General features: G+C 65.6%; 12 protein-coding genes. 10 read left to right on the top strand and 2 right to left on the bottom strand.

What is annotated here, in order from left to right; all coding sequences use genetic code 11:
• Positions 1 to 12: 12 nt before the first annotated feature.
• From V8J55_RS15370 to V8J55_RS15340, 7 genes are all read left to right on the top strand, one after another.
• The gene (locus V8J55_RS15370; protein WP_336446470.1) at positions 13 to 732 is read left to right on the top strand and encodes a SapC family protein; all 720 of its coding nucleotides are present in this window, start codon (positions 13 to 15) and stop codon (positions 730 to 732) included.
• Positions 725 to 1,756, top strand: a complete 1,032-nt coding sequence (locus tag V8J55_RS15365) for a cupin-like domain-containing protein (RefSeq protein ID WP_336446469.1) — start codon at positions 725 to 727, stop codon at positions 1,754 to 1,756. The genes V8J55_RS15370 and V8J55_RS15365 overlap by 8 nt, the downstream gene beginning before the upstream one ends.
• Positions 1,753 to 3,255, top strand: coding sequence for a tryptophan halogenase family protein (locus tag V8J55_RS15360; protein WP_336446468.1), 1,503 nt, complete (start codon positions 1,753 to 1,755; stop codon positions 3,253 to 3,255). Before V8J55_RS15365 ends, V8J55_RS15360 begins: the two co-directional genes overlap by 4 nt.
• 95 nt (positions 3,256 to 3,350) lie before the next feature.
• The gene (locus V8J55_RS15355) at positions 3,351 to 4,415 is read left to right on the top strand and encodes a LacI family DNA-binding transcriptional regulator (RefSeq protein ID WP_336446467.1); all 1,065 of its coding nucleotides are present in this window, start codon (positions 3,351 to 3,353) and stop codon (positions 4,413 to 4,415) included.
• Complete coding sequence (locus V8J55_RS15350; RefSeq protein ID WP_336446466.1) at positions 4,408 to 5,604, top strand: MFS transporter; 1,197 nt, start codon at positions 4,408 to 4,410, stop codon at positions 5,602 to 5,604. Before V8J55_RS15355 ends, V8J55_RS15350 begins: the two co-directional genes overlap by 8 nt.
• A gap of 90 nt (positions 5,605 to 5,694) precedes the next feature.
• Positions 5,695 to 8,178 carry a glycoside hydrolase family 3 protein gene (locus V8J55_RS15345; protein WP_336446465.1) on the top strand — a complete coding sequence of 828 codons (2,484 nt, stop codon included), beginning with the start codon at positions 5,695 to 5,697 and terminating at the stop codon, positions 8,176 to 8,178.
• Between the two features lie 49 nt (positions 8,179 to 8,227).
• The gene (locus V8J55_RS15340) at positions 8,228 to 9,520 is read left to right on the top strand and encodes a sugar MFS transporter (RefSeq protein ID WP_336446464.1); all 1,293 of its coding nucleotides are present in this window, start codon (positions 8,228 to 8,230) and stop codon (positions 9,518 to 9,520) included.
• 98 nt (positions 9,521 to 9,618) lie between these two features.
• Here V8J55_RS15340 and V8J55_RS15335 read toward each other — a convergent pair whose 3' ends face one another.
• On the bottom strand, positions 9,619 to 10,740 hold the full coding sequence (locus tag V8J55_RS15335) for a sensor domain-containing diguanylate cyclase (RefSeq protein WP_336446463.1): 1,122 nt from the start codon (positions 10,738 to 10,740) through the stop codon (positions 9,619 to 9,621).
• Positions 10,741 to 10,954: 214 nt separating this feature from the next.
• Here V8J55_RS15335 and V8J55_RS15330 point away from each other — a divergent pair, with 214 nt between their 5' ends.
• Together V8J55_RS15330 and V8J55_RS15325 are read left to right on the top strand one after the other, a co-directional pair.
• Positions 10,955 to 12,313, top strand: a complete 1,359-nt coding sequence (locus tag V8J55_RS15330; RefSeq protein WP_336446462.1) for an ATP-grasp domain-containing protein — start codon at positions 10,955 to 10,957, stop codon at positions 12,311 to 12,313.
• On the top strand, positions 12,310 to 13,101 hold the full coding sequence (locus V8J55_RS15325) for a sulfite exporter TauE/SafE family protein (RefSeq protein WP_336446461.1): 792 nt from the start codon (positions 12,310 to 12,312) through the stop codon (positions 13,099 to 13,101). Before V8J55_RS15330 ends, V8J55_RS15325 begins: the two co-directional genes overlap by 4 nt.
• On the opposite strand, the gene V8J55_RS15320 is transcribed toward V8J55_RS15325, so the two are convergent.
• Positions 13,098 to 15,215: a S9 family peptidase gene (locus V8J55_RS15320; RefSeq protein WP_336446460.1), complete on the bottom strand. Its 2,118-nt coding sequence runs from the start codon at positions 15,213 to 15,215 to the stop codon at positions 13,098 to 13,100. The two genes, V8J55_RS15325 and V8J55_RS15320, sit on opposite strands and share 4 nt — an antisense overlap.
• A gap of 308 nt (positions 15,216 to 15,523) precedes the next feature.
• Between V8J55_RS15320 and V8J55_RS15315 the strand changes: the two genes are divergently transcribed.
• Positions 15,524 to 17,716, top strand: coding sequence for a TonB-dependent receptor (locus V8J55_RS15315; RefSeq protein ID WP_336446459.1), 2,193 nt, complete (start codon positions 15,524 to 15,526; stop codon positions 17,714 to 17,716).
• Positions 17,717 to 17,781 lie beyond the last annotated feature (65 nt).

Below are 17,781 nucleotides of genomic sequence, written 5' to 3'. Positions count from 1 at the left end.
GAAAGGAATTTGATGACCCGTCACGCCGTCCTCGACAACAAGACCCATCGCGACCTGCGTATAAGGACCGACGCGGGAGCAGAGCTGGGTGACGACATCATGGCGACGCTGACGGTGCCGAGCGAGTTCCGCCGCGTGCAGGCGCATTTCCCGATCCTCTTCCGCCGCGAAACCGGGCGCGAGGAATTTACCGCGCTCGCGATGTTCGGGTTCGAGAATGGCGAGAATCTGTTCCTCGATGGCGACCGCTGGGATGCGCGCTATCGCCCGCTGTCGGCCGCGATCCAGCCGTTCCTGATCGGGCGGCCCGCGAGTGGCGGCGGTCCGGGGCAGATTCACATCGATATGGACCATCCGCGCATCGCCGCGACCGGCGAGGGCATCCGGCTGTTCGATACCGACGGCATGGCGACGCCCTATCTCGACGATATCGCGGAGCGGCTCGGCGACCTCGACGAAGGCTATCGCGAGAGCGGTGCCTTTTACGACGCGCTGCTCGCCTATGACCTGTTCGAACCCTTCAGCCTCGAAGTCACGCTCGACGACGGGGCGATCCATTCGCTCGTCGGCTTCCACATCATCGACGAGGCGAAGCTGCGCGCGCTGGATGGCGAGGCCCTTGGCGCGCTCCACGCGGCGGGGCATTTGATGCCGATGTTCATGGCGCTCGCCTCGCTGTCGCAGTTGTCGGTGCTCGTCGCGCGCAAGAACCGCAGGCTAGCCGGTGGCTGAGCGCGACCGCGCCATATACGACCGCCTCGCGCCGGTGGCCGAGCGCGAATGGAATAAGGGGGCGGGGCTCGACGCGTTGCTGGAAGGCGCGCGCGAGCCCTTTGTCCTCCGCGGCCTCGTGGCCGACTGGCCGCTGGTCGAGGCGGGCAAACGGTCGGCGCGCGACGCACGGCGCTATCTGCTGGGTCATGCGCGCGACCGTCCGTTCAAGGTGTCGATCGGCGCGCCCGGCCACGACGGGCGGCTGTTCTACGACGCCGAGATGGAGATGAATTTCCGCATCGGAACGGGCAAGCTCGCCGACATCTTCGGCGGCATCGATGCCGCCGAGGAACAGGGCGAAAGCCGCACCGTCTATCTCGCGTCGATCGACATCCCGTCGCATTTCGATAGGCTCGACGAAGCGAATTCGGTCGACCTCGGCACGCGCGATCCGCTGAAGAGCATCTGGATCGGCACGCGTACGAAGATCGCCGCGCACAATGATTTTCCTGACAATCTCGCCTGCTGCGCGGTCGGACGACGCCGCTTTACGCTCTTTCCGCCGCACCAGTTCCGCAACCTCTATCTCGGCCCGATCGACAACACGCCCGCGGGCCGCGCGGTGAGCATGGTCGACTTCGACGCGCCCGACCTCGCGGCCTTCCCGCGCTTCGTCGATGCGATGGCCGAGGCGCAGACGATCGAACTCGAACCCGGCGACGCGATCTTCATCCCGTCGATGTGGTGGCACCATGTCGAAGGGCTCGCCGGCTTCAATGTATTGGTCAATTACTGGTGGCGCAGCACGCCCGCCTGGCTGGGGCAGCCGCAGGTCGCGCTCAACCACGCAATCCTCGCGATCCGCGACCTGCCGCCCGACGACAAGGCGATCTGGCGCGAGCTGTTCGACCATTATGTGTTCGAGAATGACGACCGGGTCACCCACCATATTCCCGAAAAGGCGCGCAGCATCCTCGCGCGGCTCACCCCCGAAAGCGCCGGGCGTCTCCGCGCTTTCCTGTTGAGGACACTCAGCCGATGAATGAAGATAAACGCGTCCAGCGCATCGTGATTGCGGGCGGCGGCACCGCGGGTTGGATGGCCGCGGCGGCGATCGCGCGCACGCTGGGGCAGGCGGTCGACCTGACCCTCGTCGAATCCGAAGCGATCGGGACCATCGGCGTCGGCGAGTCCACCATTCCGCCGCTGGTCAATTTCAACCGCATCCTGCGCATCAACGAAGCCGATTTCATGCGTGCGACGCAGGCGACCTTCAAGCTCGGCATCTTGTTCGACGACTGGAAGGATCTGGGGACGCAATATTTCCACAGCTTCGGCCTGACCGGCAAGGATCACTGGTCGGCGGGCTTCCAGCATTTCTGGCTCTATGGCCGCACCAAGGGGCACGATCAGCCCTATGACGATTATTGCATGGAGCTGAAGGCCGCGATCGCGGGCAAGTTCGCGCATTTGCCCGAAGATCGCATGAATTACGCCTATCAGCTCGATTCCGGGCTCTACGCGGGCTTCCTGCGCGAGCTGGCCGAGGCCGACGGAGCGAAGCGCATCGAGGGCAAGATCGCGCGCGTCGAGCTCGATGGGACAAGCGGCGATATCGCGGCGCTCGTCCTCGACGGCGACCGGCGGATCGAGGGCGATATGTTCATCGACTGCACGGGGTTCCGCGCGCTGTTGATGGAAGGCGCGCTCCACGCCGGGTTCGACGACTGGAGTAACTTCCTGCCGTGCGACAGTGCGATCGCGCTGCAGACCCCGAACGTCCATCCGCCGGTCCCCTATACGCGCGTGATGGCGCACGACGCGGGCTGGCAATGGCGCATCCCGCTCCAGCACCGTACCGGCAACGGCATCGTCTATTGCAGCCGCTATCTGGGCAGGGATGCGGCACTCGACCGTATGCTCGGCAATATCGAGGGCGATGTGCTGACCGAGCCCAATGTCCTGCGCTTCACCGCGGGCACGCGGCGCAAGCAATGGTATCGTAACTGCGTCGCCGTCGGGCTGTCGGCGGGTTTCATGGAGCCGCTGGAATCGACCGCGATCCACCTGATCCAGCGTTCGGTGCTGCGCTTCATCCGTATGCTGCCCGCGGGGCGGGTCAGCGAGCGCGACGTCGCCGAATTCAACGAGCAGCAGATGCAGGACATGCTGCAAATCCGCGATTTCCTGGTCCTCCATTACAAGGTGACCAACCGCCGCGACAGCCCGTTCTGGCGTCATTGCGCGGCGATGCCGATCCCCGACACGCTGGCGCAGAAGATCGAGCTGTTCCGCGAAACCGGCCGCGTGTTCCGCAAGAATGAGGAATTGTTCGCCGAAAACAGCTGGGTGCAGGTGATGATGGGGCAGGGGATCGAGCCGCAAAGCCATCACCCGATCGCCGAAAAGCTGCGCGACGACGAGCTCGACCGGTTGCTCGAGGCGATCCGCAGCGAGGTGCGCCAGACGGTCGCCGGCCTGCCCGCGCATCAGGATTATGTCGCCCGCTATTGCGGCGCGGCCGTCCCGCAAGCGGCGTAAATGGCGGAAATTATGGAAGCAGAACGGGTTAGTGGCTGGCATTGTGGCGACGATGCGGTTAGCGATTGCGACACGATAGGGGGCCGGGAAAGATAATGGGGCGTCGGCGGCAGTCGGTTACGATCAAGCATGTTGCAGCCGACGCGGGGGTGTCGCTGCAAACGGTGAGCCGCGTCATCAACAACGAGCCCAATGTCCGGCCCGAAATGAAGGAACGCGTCCAGGCGTCGATCGACAAGCTCGGCTATGTCCCGTCGATCGCGGCGCAGCGGATGAGCGGGTCGCGCTCTTACCTGATCCTCGCGATCAACGACCGCGAACGCACGATCGCCGACTGGCAGGGGCGGCAGGGTGTCGACTGGGTCGACCAGATGCTGCTCGGCGGGATGCTGAAATGCGCCGAATATGGCTACCGCATGATCTTCGAGCTGGTCGACACGCACAATGATCATGTCGAGCGCGAACTGCGCGCGGCGATCGCGGCGCTCCAGCCCGACGGGGTGATCCTGACCCCGCCGCATTCGGACAATCCGCTGATCGTCGGGCTGCTCGACCAGCAGAAGATCCCGTTCGCGCGCATCGGATCGCGCGGCGGCGCGGCAGGCATCGCGCTGACGATGGATGACGAAGGATCGGCGCGGCGCGCGACGCGGCACCTGATCGACCTTGGCCACCAGCGCATCGGGTTCATTCCCGGCTCGCCCGAATATAGCCTCAGCCGCTGGCGCATCGACGGCTGGGAAGGCGAAATGGCGGCGGCGGGGCTTTCTACCGACGGGCTGCTTGCCGAGGGTGATTTTACCTATGCGTCGGGCGCCGCCGCGGCGCGGGACTTGCTGGGCGGCGCCAATCCGCCGACGGCGATCATCGCGAGCAGCGACCAGATGGCGCTCGCGACCTTGGAGGTCGCGCGCGACCTCGGCATCGATGTGCCGGGACAATTGTCGATCGTCAGTTTCGACAACACGCCGGTCGTCCGCTTCACCCAGCCGGCGCTGACCGCGGTCGACCAGCCGGTCGCCGAAACCGCGTCGCGCGCGGTCGAGCTGATCATCGCGGCGCAGCGCGGGGCGCCGCGCCCGACCGAACCGACGCGCGTGCAGGGCGGCCTCGTCCAGCGCGGATCGACCGCCGCGCCGCCTGTCGCCGTCGATGGCTGAAGCCGCGCCTCCGCGCCGCCAGTCTCTCCCTTTCCTCCTGCTTTATGCGCTCGCGTCGGCGGGCGGGGCGATCGCCTATGTTCCCTTCCTGACGATCTGGCTGCCCGGGCGCATGACCGAGCTGGCGGGGACGGCCGACGTCCAGACGCTGGGCTATGTCACCTTTTTCGGTGCCGTCGCGGCGAGCGCCGGCGGCATCGGTTTCGGCTGGCTCAGCGATCTGACGCGCAATCGGCGCGGCTGGATATTGGCGGGGCTGGTCCTGACGATCGCCTTGCTGCTGGTCGTTCCGCTGGCGCATAATATCTGGTCGCTCGTCGCGATCATCGTCGCCTGGCAGCTCACGCTCAACATGATGCTCGGGCCGCTCGCCGCATGGGCGGGCGACCTCGTTCCCGACGAACAGAAGGGGCTGCTTGGTGGGTTGCTCGCCTTTTCGCCGGCGCTCGGCGGCTGGTCGGGATGGCTCGTCACCTGGCCGGGGCTGGTGTCGGCGGAGCAGCGGCTGGTGGTCATCGCGCTGCTGGTGGCAAGCGCCGTCCTGCCGGTGCTGCTGCTTGGCCGCCCGCGCGCATTCCCCGATCTCACCGCGCCGCCCGCTGCGAGCGCAGTTGGGGAGGCGCGGCGGCGGCCGACCGGCCCGGCGGTGCGGATGTGGCTGGCGCGCCTGCTCGTCCAGATCGCCGAGGCGGCGCTGTTTGCCTATCTCTATTTCTGGTTCCGCTCGATCGATCCCGGCATGCACGACAATGAAAAGGCGCGATTGTTCGGCATGGCGCTGACGATCGCGATCCCGATCGCGCTGGCGGCCGGCCGCTGGGCGGACCGCACCGACCGACCCTTCGTGCCGCTTGTCGCCGCGGCGGCGGTGTCGAGCCTCGGGATGGTCGGGATGGCGCTGGCGACGGGGCTCGACGCGGCGAAGGCGAGCTATCTCGTTTTCGGCATCGCGTCGACGGTGTTCCTGTCGCTGCATAGCAGCCAGACGTTGCGCATCCTGCCGCGGTCGGACCGGCGCGGGCGCGACCTTGGCATCTTCAATCTGACCAACACCGTACCGTCGCTGATCATGCCGTGGCTGACGATCTCGCTCGTCCCGGGGTTCGGGTTCGACGCGCTTTTCCTATTGCTCGCAGGGCTCTCCGCGATCGCGGTGCTGCTGCTCGCGACGATGCCGCGCCTGCGCTGATATAACTCAAAAAACAGAGCGCTTGCTTTCATCCACCCGCTATGCGAAATGAATATTGATAACGTTCACATGCGAGGAATGGGAGAGACGATGCGCCGACAGGCAATGGGTATGGCGACCGCGCTGCTGCTGGCAGGAACGGCAACCGCGACCGCGCAAACCACTGGAGCCGAAGCGGCCAAGGTCCATCCCGAATTGTGGCCCGCGGCCAAAAGTCCCGCGGCCATCACCGACGCTGCGACCGAGGCGCGGATCGACGCGCTGATCAAGAAGATGACGATCGAGCAAAAGGTCGGCCAGCTGATCCAGGGCGACATCAGCACGATCACGCCCAAGGATCTCGAAACCTATCCGCTCGGCTCGATCCTCGCCGGTGGAAACAGCGGCCCGAACGGCAATGAACGCTCGACCGCCGCCGACTGGGCGAAGCTGGTCGGCGATTTCCGCGCGGTGTCCTCGCGCCCGCAGGCGAACGGCGTCGCGATCCCGATCATCTTTGGCGTCGATGCCGTCCACGGCCACAATAATATCCCCGGCGCGACGCTGTTTCCGCACAATATCGGCCTCGGCGCCGCGCGCGATCCCGAGCTGATCCAGCGCATCGGCGCGGTCACCGCCGCGGAAATCGCGGGCAGCGGGATCGAATGGACCTTTGCCCCGACACTCGCGGTGCCCCAGGATCTGCGCTGGGGGCGGAGCTACGAAGGCTATGCCTCCGACCCGAAGCTGATCGCCGAATATGCCAAGGCGATGGTGCTGGGGCTGCAGGGGCCGCTGGCCGCGGGCAAAACGGTCGACGGCACACATGTTGCCGCGACCGCCAAGCATTTCCTCGCCGATGGCGGGACGTTCGAGGGCAAGGACCAGGGCGATGCCAAGGTCGACGAGAAGGAACTGATCGCGAAACATGCGATGGGCTATCCCGCCGCGATCGACGCCGGGGCGCTGACCGTGATGGCCAGCTTCTCGAGCTGGCAGGGCGTCAAGCATCACGGCAACAAAGGGCTGCTGACCGACGCGCTCAAGGACAGGATGGGCTTTGCGGGCTTCGTCGTCGGCGACTGGAACGGGCATGGGCAGGTTGCGGGATGCAGCGTCACCGACTGCGCGCAGTCGATCAACGCCGGGCTCGACATGTTCATGGCCCCCGACAGCTGGAAAGGGCTTTACGACAGCACGCTGAAACATGCGAAGGACGGGACGATATCAGCGGCGCGCCTCGACGATGCGGTGCGGCGCATCCTGCGCGTCAAATACAAGCTCGGCCTGTTCCCCGAAGGCCATGTCGACCGCAGCATCGTGAAAGCCGTCGGCACGCCCGAGCATCTGGCGGTCGCGCGCGAAGCGGTCGCCAAGTCGCTCGTCCTGCTCAAGAACAACGGCAGCGTCCTGCCGATCAAGCCCGGCGCGCGCGTGCTCGTCACCGGTCCCGCGGCCGACAGCATGGCGATCCAGTCGGGCGGCTGGACGATCAGCTGGCAGGGGACCGATGTTACCCACGCCGACTTCCCCAACGGCCAGACGATCTGGGAGGCGCTGGACAAGGCGGTCCGCGATGCGGGCGGCGTCGCGACGCTGTCCGACGGCGGCGTCTATAAGGAAAAACCCGACGTTGCGATCGTCGTGTTCGGCGAGGCGCCTTATGCCGAATTCCAGGGCGACGTCGCGACGCTCGACTATCAGCCGACCGAGGCGACCGATCTCGCGACGCTGAAGAAGCTGAAAGCCGCGGGCATTCCCGTGGTCGCGCTGTTCCTGTCCGGGCGGCCGATGTTCACCAACCCCGAAATCAACGCCGCCGATGCCTTCGTCGCGGGCTGGCTGCCGGGGTCGCAGGGCGCCGGCGTCGCGGACGTGCTCGTCGCGGGCAAGGATGGCAAGACGGTGCGCGGCTTTACCGGCACGCTGCCTTTCGCCTGGCCCGCCGATGCGCGATCGCCCGTCGAAAAGCCGCAGTTCGCGGTCGGCTACGGCCTGAAATATGGCGCGAGCACGACGGTCCCGCAGCTTTCGGAAGAGCTGGGCGTCGACATTGCGGCGGCGTTGAATGTCGAGAATTTCTTCTCGGGCGGCCGCGCGCGCGCGCCTTGGGTGTTGACGGTCACCGATGCGGGCGGATCGCGCCCGGTGGAATCTCCGCCCGTATCGAGCCCCGGCGGGCTCATCGCTGCGCGTTCGGTCGATGTGCGCGCGCAGGAGGACGGCAAATCCTTCGTTTGGACCGGTCCCGCCGCGCTGCACCTTAGCGGACCCTATGCCGACCTGTCGCGCCAGCTGAACAACAGCTTCGCGCTACGCGTCGACTGGCGGATCGATGCAGTGGGCAGCGCGCCGGTCAGCCTCGCGCTCGGCGGCAAGGCGTTCGACGTCTCGGCGGCGGTCAAGGCGGCACCAAAGGGGCAGGTCTCGACGATCAAGTTGCCGCTCCGCTGCTTCGCTGATGCGGGCGCCAATCTGCGGCAGGTCGACTATGCCGTCTCGATCCAGAGCGACAAGGGCTTCGCCGCGACGCTGTTGAATACGAATGTCGAGGCGGTCGGGGAGAATCTGCCTTGCCCACCGGCGGTAAAGTGACAAGACCGTCATCCGGGTTAGCCTGAGACAAGGCAAGGGGAGAGAGATAATGGCATTAGCGCCGAACGTCGCGACGAACGCGGCCGAACAGCCGGGCAAGGGCGGTAACAGCACGCGAGTGGTGCTGATCCTCGCCTTTGCGGTGTTTTTCCTGCTGGGTGGGGTGACCAACATCAACGACCTGCTGGTCGGCAAGTTCAAGCCGATGTTCCACCTGACGCATGCGCAGGCGAACCTGGTGCAGATGGCGTTCTTCATCGCCTATGGCGCCTTTTCGATCCCCGCCGGCATCATCATGTCGAAACTCGGCTATATCCGCACTTTCGTGCTCGGGTTCATCATCGTGGCGGCCGCGGCTTTCCTCTTCATCCCGGCTTCGGCCGCGGCCTCCTACCCCGGCTTCCTCGCGGCACTCTTTTGCATCGGTGCGGGGATCACGGTTCTGCAGGTCGCGATGAATCCCGTGATCACGACGCTGGGGCCGGTCGAAACCTCGCACAGCCGGCTGACCTTCGCACAGGCGTTCAATTCGATCGGGGTTTTCCTGATGGTCTATGGCGGCGCGGCCTTCCTGCTCGGCGATGAACAGCCGATCGACGCCGAGACCGCGAGCGAGGCGCAAATACAGGCGTATCGCGTCGCCGAGGGCGCGTCGATCGGCACCGCCTATATGTGGCTCGGCGTGCTGATGCTGGTGATCGCTGCGGTGTTCTGGATGTATCGGTCGGCGATCGACCACGCCAAAGCCGACGATGTGAAGCTCGAGGGCACCTGGGGCCTGCTCACCCATAACCGCCGCGTCCAGTTCGGCGCGCTGTGCATCTTCGTCTATGTCGGTGCCGAAGTGGCGATCGGCTCGAACCTGATGGCCTATCTCGCCGAGCCGAGCGTGATGGGGCTGGGGCTCCATGCGGCGGGCAAGCTGGTCGCGATGTACTGGCTGGGGGCGCTGGTCGGCCGGCTGCTCGGCGGCTTCGTCCTGCGACTGGCCAAGCCGGGGCGCGTGCTCGCGACTTTTGCGGCGGGCGCGATTTCGCTGATCATCCTGTCGGCGGTGACGACCGGAGCGCTGTCGGGTTGGGCGCTGATCCTGGTCGGCTTCTGCAATTCGCTAATGTTCCCGACGATCTTCAGCCTCGCGACCGAAGGGCTCGGCGAACGGACGCCGCAGGGGTCGGGCATCATGTGCACAGCGATCATCGGCGGGGCGATCGTCCCCTTCCTGTTCGGAACGGTGGCCGACCTCAGCGGCGACATCCGGCTCGCGCTGGTCGTGCCGCTGACCTGCTATGCGATCATCGCGAGTTTCGGGCTGTGGGCGGCGCGTTCGGCGACCGCGTAACGGTCGAGCGGCGGCGCTCACGAATAAAACCGCGGGCGATCGCGCTCTGGTGCGCGATCGCCCGCGGCCTCCCGCCCCCTCGCGGGAATAGCTGAAATTCAGGCCGGGTCGGCGATTTCGATCCGGTTCCGCCCGCCGGCCTTGGCCTTGTAGAGCGCGGCGTCGGCGGCCTTGAGCGCGGCGCGCGTGTCGCCATAGCCAAAGACGTCGGCGACCCCACCCGAGAAGGTGATCTGGCCAAAGGGCTCGTCGGTCTTGCGATTGATCAGGCGCCGGTCGGCCAGCGCCTCGCGCGCATCGTCCAGCTTCCCGGCCGCCTGCGTCGGGGTCAGGCCGCGGAACAGCATGACGAATTCCTCGCCGCCGTGGCGTGCGACATGGCAATGATCGTTCGAAATCCGCGCCAGCGTGTCGGCGATCGCCTTGATGACGCGGTCGCCCGCGTCGTGGCCGTGGATGTCGTTGACCTTCTTGAATTCGTCGATGTCGCAAAAGGCGACGCTGAGCGGTTCGCACGCCGCGCGCGCTTCCTTGTGGTGCCGGTCGAGCAGGACTTCGAACGCCCGCCGGTTGGGCAGGCCTGTCAGATAATCGACCTCGGCATCGCGCTTGGCGCGTTCGAGGCTGCGGCGAAGAGCTTTGGCCTCGTCTTCGCTCTTGCGCATGTCGTCCTCGGCCTTGCGCGTGCGGTCGAGCATGACTTTGGCAAGGTCGGCGAGGTTGGAGACGATGCGCCCGGTTTTCTGTAATTGTTCGAGGTCGATGACATGCTGTTCGAGTTCGGTGCCATAGTCGCTAGTGACGCTGCGTGCTTCTTTGGTGTTCGCGTGAAAGGATTCGAGATTGGTTTCAAGCCGGGTCATCAGGCGGTCGAGATCGGCGCGGTCGGGCAGGCCGATGTCCTGTTCGCCAAGCTCGTCGAGCCATTTTTGGTGGATGCCGTCGGCCGATTGCGCCTGCGCGATCACCTGCCGCGCGAGGCGGGGATTGCGGCCCGAAAAGGCGCTATGCGCGAGCAGCAGGTTGGCGGGCGACACGTCGAGGTCATTGTCGACGAGGAAAGAGGTGATCGAGGCGGCGAGTTCGTATCGCGCTTGCCGCACAAGGTCGAACGGGGGCGCATGGCCGCCTTCGGGGGGAGCGCCGCGCGATTGGCGAAGCCCCAGCCAACCCAGGAACCGTCCTACCGGTTCGTTCGATTGTGTCGCTTTGGTGGTCATGCGATGTTTAACGAGCGCGGAGGGAGAGATTTAAGGCCGATTTGCGCCGTCAAAGGCATATTTTCCGGCGGATTTGCTCCGGTTCGGAGCAATCGGCTCAATCCAACCGGCAAATCAGGGGTTTAGCCGAAAGTTCGGCATCAACGATTGCACGAACGGACCGTTCTCTGGCACTGAGCATGGGCGTTCGACCAGATGGTGAAGGAGCCGATCGGTGCTGGGCTGGATATTCTTCCAACGCGATCTCGATCCGGCCCTGCCGGAAGTTCCCGAAATCCTACGGTTTCAGGAGACCGCGGCGGCGCGCGGAATCGAGTTGCACGTCCTGAAACCGCATAATTTCGACATCGTCGCGGCGCCGGTCGAGGGCTGGTCGGTGCATTATGAGGGCCATTCGCTGGCCCGGCCCGACTTCATCCTGTGCCGGACGGGTGCCGAGACCGACTATTTCACGCTCGCGGTGCTCCGCCATTTCGAACGCCGCGGCGTGCGCCTCATCAACGGTCCTGAGGCGATCGACCTTGTCGCCGACAAGCTTCACACGATGCAGCGGCTCGCGCGCGCCGGACTGCCGATCCCGGCGACGATCCTCGGCAAATTCCCGATCGGGGTCGACATCGTCGAGGAGGAACTGGGCTTTCCGATGATCGTCAAGACGCTGCGCGGCACGCGCGGCACCGGCGTCCTCAAATGCGAGGACCGCAGCCAGTTCGAGGATCTCGCCGGCTTGCTCGAGAGCGCCGATGCCAAGGCCGATTTCCTGTTCCAGCATTATGTCCGGTCGAGCCACGGGCGCGACGTGCGCGTGCTCGTGATCGGCGGCCGGGTGATCGCGGCGATGGAGCGGCGCTCGCCCGCGGGCCATTTCAAATCCAATGTTTCGCTCGGCGGGGTCGGCATCGCCTATACGCCGACGGGCGAAATGGCCGATCTCGCCGCGCGCGCCGCCGACACGCTGGGGCTGGAGGTCGCCGGGATCGACATATTGTTCGACAATGAGGGCTACCGGATCTGCGAAGCCAACAGCGCGCCGGGGTTCCAGGGGCTGGAACGCGCGTGCAGCATCGATGTGCCGGGCGCGATCTTCGACTGGATCGAGGCGAGCCATCAGGTGCAGGACCGGCCGATCAAGGCGGTGACCGGCGAGGCGTTGATCGACCTGGTGTTCGGCGGGCGGCTAAGCCTACGTGCGGTCGGCGACCGGCTCGAGGAACCGCGCGCCTTTGCCCGCGCGGTCGGTGTCCGGCTGGTCGGTGCGGGGCTGGGATCGGTGTTGTCGTCGCTGACCCCCGGGCGGCGGGCGGCGCCGCACAGTCCGGTCGCGCGCCGCCTCGAAGCGCTGCGTGCCGATGCGCGCGGCGTCCCGCTCGCGGTTGCCACCGATATCGATCAGGAACAGATTTTTCTGACCGTGCTCGGCGTGTCGATCTGGGCCGCAGTGCTGCCGTGGCTGGCGGGCGGCGAGCCGATCTTCGCCGGTGCGCTGTCGCTGATCGCACTCTGCTTCCCCGCGGTCTTCCTCTTCACGCGCCGGACCCCGAAGACGACGCGCCGCCGGCCCGCCGCGCAATGACGATATTCGACGGGCTGACGCTCTGGGCTTTGCTGCCCTTCATCATCGTGGGATTTGCGGCGCAGTTGATCGACAGCGCGCTCGGCATGGCGTTCGGCGTCATCGGCACCGCGCTGCTCCTCGTTCTGGGCTTGCCGCCGGTGTCGGCCTCGGCGGCGGTGCATGTGGCCGAAAGCTTTACCGGCGGCGTGTCGGGCCTTGCGCATGCGATGCAGCGTAACGTCGACTGGCGATTGTTCCGCCGCCTCGTCGTTCCCGGCATCGTCGGCGGGCTGATCGGTGTATGGATTTTGACCAATATCGACCACAGCATCGCGCGGCCGGTCGTGCTCGCCTATCTTGGTGCGGTCGGCATCTATCTATTGTGGCGCGGCGCGCGGCGCCCGCAAACCTATCGCAGCATCAAGTTCGTCGGGCCGCTCGGGCTGATCGGCGGGATCGCCGACGGATCGGGCGGCGGTGGATGGGGGCCGATCGTCAGCGCCAACCTGCTCGCGCAGGGCGCCGAGCCGCGCACCGTCATCGGCACGGTGAACGCGTCCGAATTCTTCGTCACGGTGACGATCGCGGCGGGGTTCCTCGGCGCGTTGGGCTGGCAAAGCTTCAGCACCGCGGCGATCGGCCTGCTGATCGGCGGAGTCATCGCCGCGCCGATCGGCGCGTATCTGGTCCGCCGCCTGCGTGCCGACTGGCTGGTCGGCGCGGCGGGCGTGCTGTTGCTGCTCGCGAGCGCCTATGGCTTCATCGCGTTGATGTTCGCGCCGGTGCCGTCTTTCCGCGGTTTCTAGACGCAGCGCATGGCAAAGGCCCAGAACAGCGCCTTTTGCTGATATTCGCTTTTTAGGTCGGCGCTGCCCTGGTGACCGCTGTCCATGTCGGTCATCAGGAGCGCGGGGTTGCCGCTCGTCGAGCGGCGCCGCACTTCGGCGACGAGCTTGGCGGGTTCCCAATAGGCGACGCGGTCGTCCTTCAGCCCCGCGGTGCAGAGCAAAGGCGGATAGGCGGCCGCGCGAACATTCTCATATGGTGAGATCGAGGCGATATAGTCATAGGCCTTGGGATCGGCGAGCGGGTCGCCCCAGTCGGGACGGAACAGCGGCACCAGCGGATGCGCGCCGTCGCTCATCGTGTTGAGCATGTCGACGAACGGCACCTGCGCGATCACGCCGGCCCATAAGGTCGGGGCGATATTCATGCTCGCGCCGACGAGCAACCCGCCTGCCGACAGGCCATAGGCGACGACCTTACCCTTCGCGGTATAGCCCTCTGCCGCCAGATGTTCGGCGCAGGCGATGAAATCGGTGAAGCTGTTGCGCTTGGTGAACTTGCGCCCGCCGAGGAACCAGCGGCGCCCTTTCTCCGACCCGCCGCGCACATGCGCGATCGCAAAGCGCCAGCCGCGGTCGACGAGCGCGAGCGCGGGGATCGAAAATTCGGGATCGCTCGGCACGCCATAGGAGCCATAGCCATATTGGAGGAGCGGCGCCTTGCCGTCCTTCGGCGCGCCGCGGCGCGAGAGCAGGGTGATCGGCACCATCTCGCCGTCGGGGGCGGGGGCGAGCAGGCGTTCGACCTCATAATCGTCGGGGTTGAAATTCGCGACCGCCTGTTGCTGGACGACGCTCTGCTTGCCGCTGACGAGGTCGACGCGGATCCAGCGGCGCGGCGATTTGGGCGACTGGTGGATGATCATCACCGATGACGCGGCATAGCTTTGCTCGGGCGGCAGTTCGATCGCATAGGCGGGATCGTCGAAAGCAACCGTCCGCTCGGACCCGTCGGGACGCAAGATGACGAGCCGGTGGAGGCCGTCGATGCGTTCGAGGCGGACGAGTGCGGCTGCGAAGGGCTGGATCTGGAGGATGGGCGTGCCGGGGCGGTGCGGCACGAGCGCCCCGAGCGTACGAAAGCTCTTCGGATCGAGGCGCAGCAGCGCCATGTCGAATGCGTCGCCGGCATCGGTGAGCGTGATCAGGCCGCCGTTCCACTCGTCGATGTCGTAGAGCACCCCCGTCTTGCGCGGCCAGACGATGGCGGGGGCGGCGGTTTCGTCGGCGGCGGACACCAGCCGCACTTCAGCGGTTTCGGGGCCTGCGAGCGTGAGCGCGATGAACCCGTCGGCCGCGGTGCGCTTCACCTGCATGAAGATCGCGGGATCCTTTTCCTCATAGACGAGGTCGGTGACCTTGCCGTCGACCGAGGTGCGATAGAGCCGCGTCGGACGGTTGCGTGCATCGCGCCAGATCCAGAACAGCCAGCGCGACGAGGGCGCGAAGACGAGCCCGCCATAGCCATAAGCGTCCTTGTCGACGATCGTGCGAATGTCGCCGCTCTGATTGTCGCGGATGCAGATGCGATGGCGGTCGTTGCCGATGACATCCTCGGCCCAGGCGAAATAGCGATGGTCGGGGCTTGGCTGATGCCCGGTGCTGCGGAAATAGGGCTGGCCCTTCGCGCGCACCGCCTCGTCGACGAGTTGCTCGGGCTTTCCGCCTTTCTTGCTACGCGTGTAGATCGCATGCGCCGCGCCGGCGGGCCGCGCCGATCCATAGTCCCAGCCGTCCTTTTCGAGCGCCGGGGCCGCGATCTCGCCCGATGCGCGCGCGAGCATAGCGTCGAGCAGTTTCGCGCGCTCGCCGGCGAGCGGCGCAAGGATCGCGTCGGCGTACACATTCTCGGCCTTCAGCATCGTGCCGACCGGCTCGGGCAAGTTGTCGCGGGTGCGCTCGCCCGTCGCCGGAATGAACTTCATCCAGCTATAGGGATCGTCGCGCTGGCGGCCCAATTGATCGATCACATGCGAGATGCGCGGCGATTGCGGCGGCGCGACCTTGGGCCAGCGCCCGCTACCCCCCTGTTCGAACGCCCACGCCGCACGATTTCCCAGCAGGAGCGCGGCCATCGCGGCGCTCCTCATAAACGCGCGCCGACCCTTATTCTCGATGTTCTGCATGCGACCCTCTCTCGCCCGATGGGGATGTCGCGTCCAGTGTATGTCGCCCGGATTGGCTTACTGCGCCGATCAGGCCGCCCAATCCATCGATCGGGCAAATTGGCCGCTAGCCCCCTTGAAACCGCGCTTTCCGGAGCAAACCCGCTGGCCCGATCCGGCTGGAAACTGGCCCGACCATCGCCGACACGCCAATTTCGCATGATAGCTTGAGCATCGGATCTTCTTACCAACAGGCATAATCAATAAGGGAGGCAAAAATGGGCTTTGCATCGATCAGGCGGATCGCCGCATGTGGCATCTCGATCCTGGCGCTTGGTCAGGCATCGGGCGCGCTGGCGCAGGAGGTCGACGACAATGAAATCGTCGTCACCGCCGCGAAGCGCGAACAGTCGGTGCGCGACGTCAGCGGTTCGGTCGCCGCGGTCAGCGAAGCGACGCTGCAAAAACTCAACGCCCAGAGCCTCTCCGATTACATCACGCGCGTCCCCGGCGTCATCTTCAACGACTATCAGCCGGGCGTTTCCGAAGTCGTGATCCGCGGCGTCGCCTCATCGACCTATCACGAGGCGAACCAGGCGACGACGGGCTATTATCTCAACGAAGTGCCGCTGATCGAACCCGGTTTCCCGCTGGTGATCCCCGACGTCGACAGCTTCGATGTCAGCCGCGTCGAAGTGCTGCGCGGACCGCAGGGCACGCTCTTCGGCTCCTCGTCGCTCGGCGGTGCGATCAACTATGTGGTGAACGAGGCCGATCCAGCGCGGTTCGACGCAGGCTTCGAAGGCGGACTTTCGACGACCAAGCGCGCGGGGGAGGCGAGCTATGCGGTCAAGGCGATGGTCAATGTCCCGATCGCGACCGACAAGCTCGCCGTCCGTCTCGTCGCGCTCCAGCGCTATGACGCCGGCTATCTGGATAACACATTGCTCGGCGAGAAGGGCAGCAACGACCTGCGCGTCCGCGGCCTGCGCGGTTCGATCGTCTTCACGCCGACCGAGACCACGCGCGTCTCGGCGCTCAGCATGTATCAGGAATATGATCTCGACGATCAGACCTATGTGCTCTTCGGCCCGCCCAAGACCTTCGCGCGCGCCACTAACGTTGCCGAATATCAGGACACGCAGTTTATGATGCACAGCCTGCGGGTCGAGCAGGATCTGGGTTTTGCGACGCTGACCGCGGTGGGCAGCTATACCGAGAAAAAGGCCGACCTGGCGTTCGACAATTCGATCTTTGGCGGCAACGACCCGCGCACCGACACCCCCGAACTCGCGAGCGGCAAGGGCAAATCGAAAACCGAATATGGCGAACTCAGGCTCGCGTCGCCCGACGGCGGGCGTTTCCGCTGGCTGCTCGGCGTCAACTATACGCGGCTGCGTTCGAACAATACCGACGGCACCTTTATCGAAGGCATCTCCGACTATATCGACGCCAATCCCGGCGAGTTCGGCGGCCGGCCGGGCAGCGAGCTTGCCCCCGACGATCTGGCGTCGCGGACGGTCAGCAGCAACCGCGTCACCGAAAAGGCGGTTTTCGGCGAAGCGTCGTTCGACATCGTCGACACGCTGACGCTGACGCTCGGTGGGCGCTTGTTCGAATATCGCACCGCGCCGCGGCTTCAATATCTGCCGAACGCCGACCTGATCCCGCCCTTCGACTATGCGCCGGATACAGCCAAGGATTCGGATTTCATCCCGAAGGCGTCGCTGACGTGGAAGCCGTCGAAGGACTTCATGATCTATGGCCTCTATTCCGAAGGCTTCCGCATCGGCGGCCTCAACGTCTATTCGCTGGCAACCGCGGGGCTGCCGCTGACCTTCGAAAGTGATACGACGAAGAATTATGAAATCGGTACGCGCTTCGACCTGATCGACCGGACGCTCAGCGTCGACGTGACCGCCTATCATATCGATTGGGGCAATATTCAGGCGCGACTGTTCACCCCCGGCGATTTCCGCGCCTACACGGTGAACGGCGGCGGCGCGGACATCGACGGCGTCGAAATCAGCCTCAACCTGCGCCCGACGCGCAACCTCAGCTTCACGTCGAACATCGCGTACAACGATGCGCGGCTGTCGTCGCTCTTGCCCGACAGCTTCGCGCCGGGCGGCGGCTATGCCAAGGGAACGCGCCTGCCGGGCGCGTCCGAATGGACGCTCTCGAACTCGCTCGACCTGAGCTTCCCCGACATGTCGCTGAAGCCGCGTTTCGGGATCGCGCACCGCTATCTGTCGAGCGCACCCGTCGATTTCGCCGGGACGCTCGACAAGGGCGACTTCCATCTCGTCGATCTCAACGCGTCGGTGACGGTGAGCGACCGGATCGAGCTCAGCCTCTTCGCGAAGAATCTGTTCAACCAATATGGCATTTTGAACGCACCCTTCGCTTTTGCGGGTTCGGTCGCGCGGCCGCGCACGCTGGGCGCGAGCGTAAGGTTCAGCCTGAACTGAGATAAAGAAAGGAGCTGCCCCGCCGGAAAGGCGGGGCGGTCATTTGGGAACGACCGGAAACGACC

It is taken from the genome of Sphingopyxis sp. CCNWLW2, assembly GCF_037095755.1.
Lineage (GTDB): Bacteria > Pseudomonadota > Alphaproteobacteria > Sphingomonadales > Sphingomonadaceae > Sphingopyxis.
Note: the sequence above shows the minus strand (reverse complement) of the source record. Positions and strands in the feature narration are given on the sequence as shown.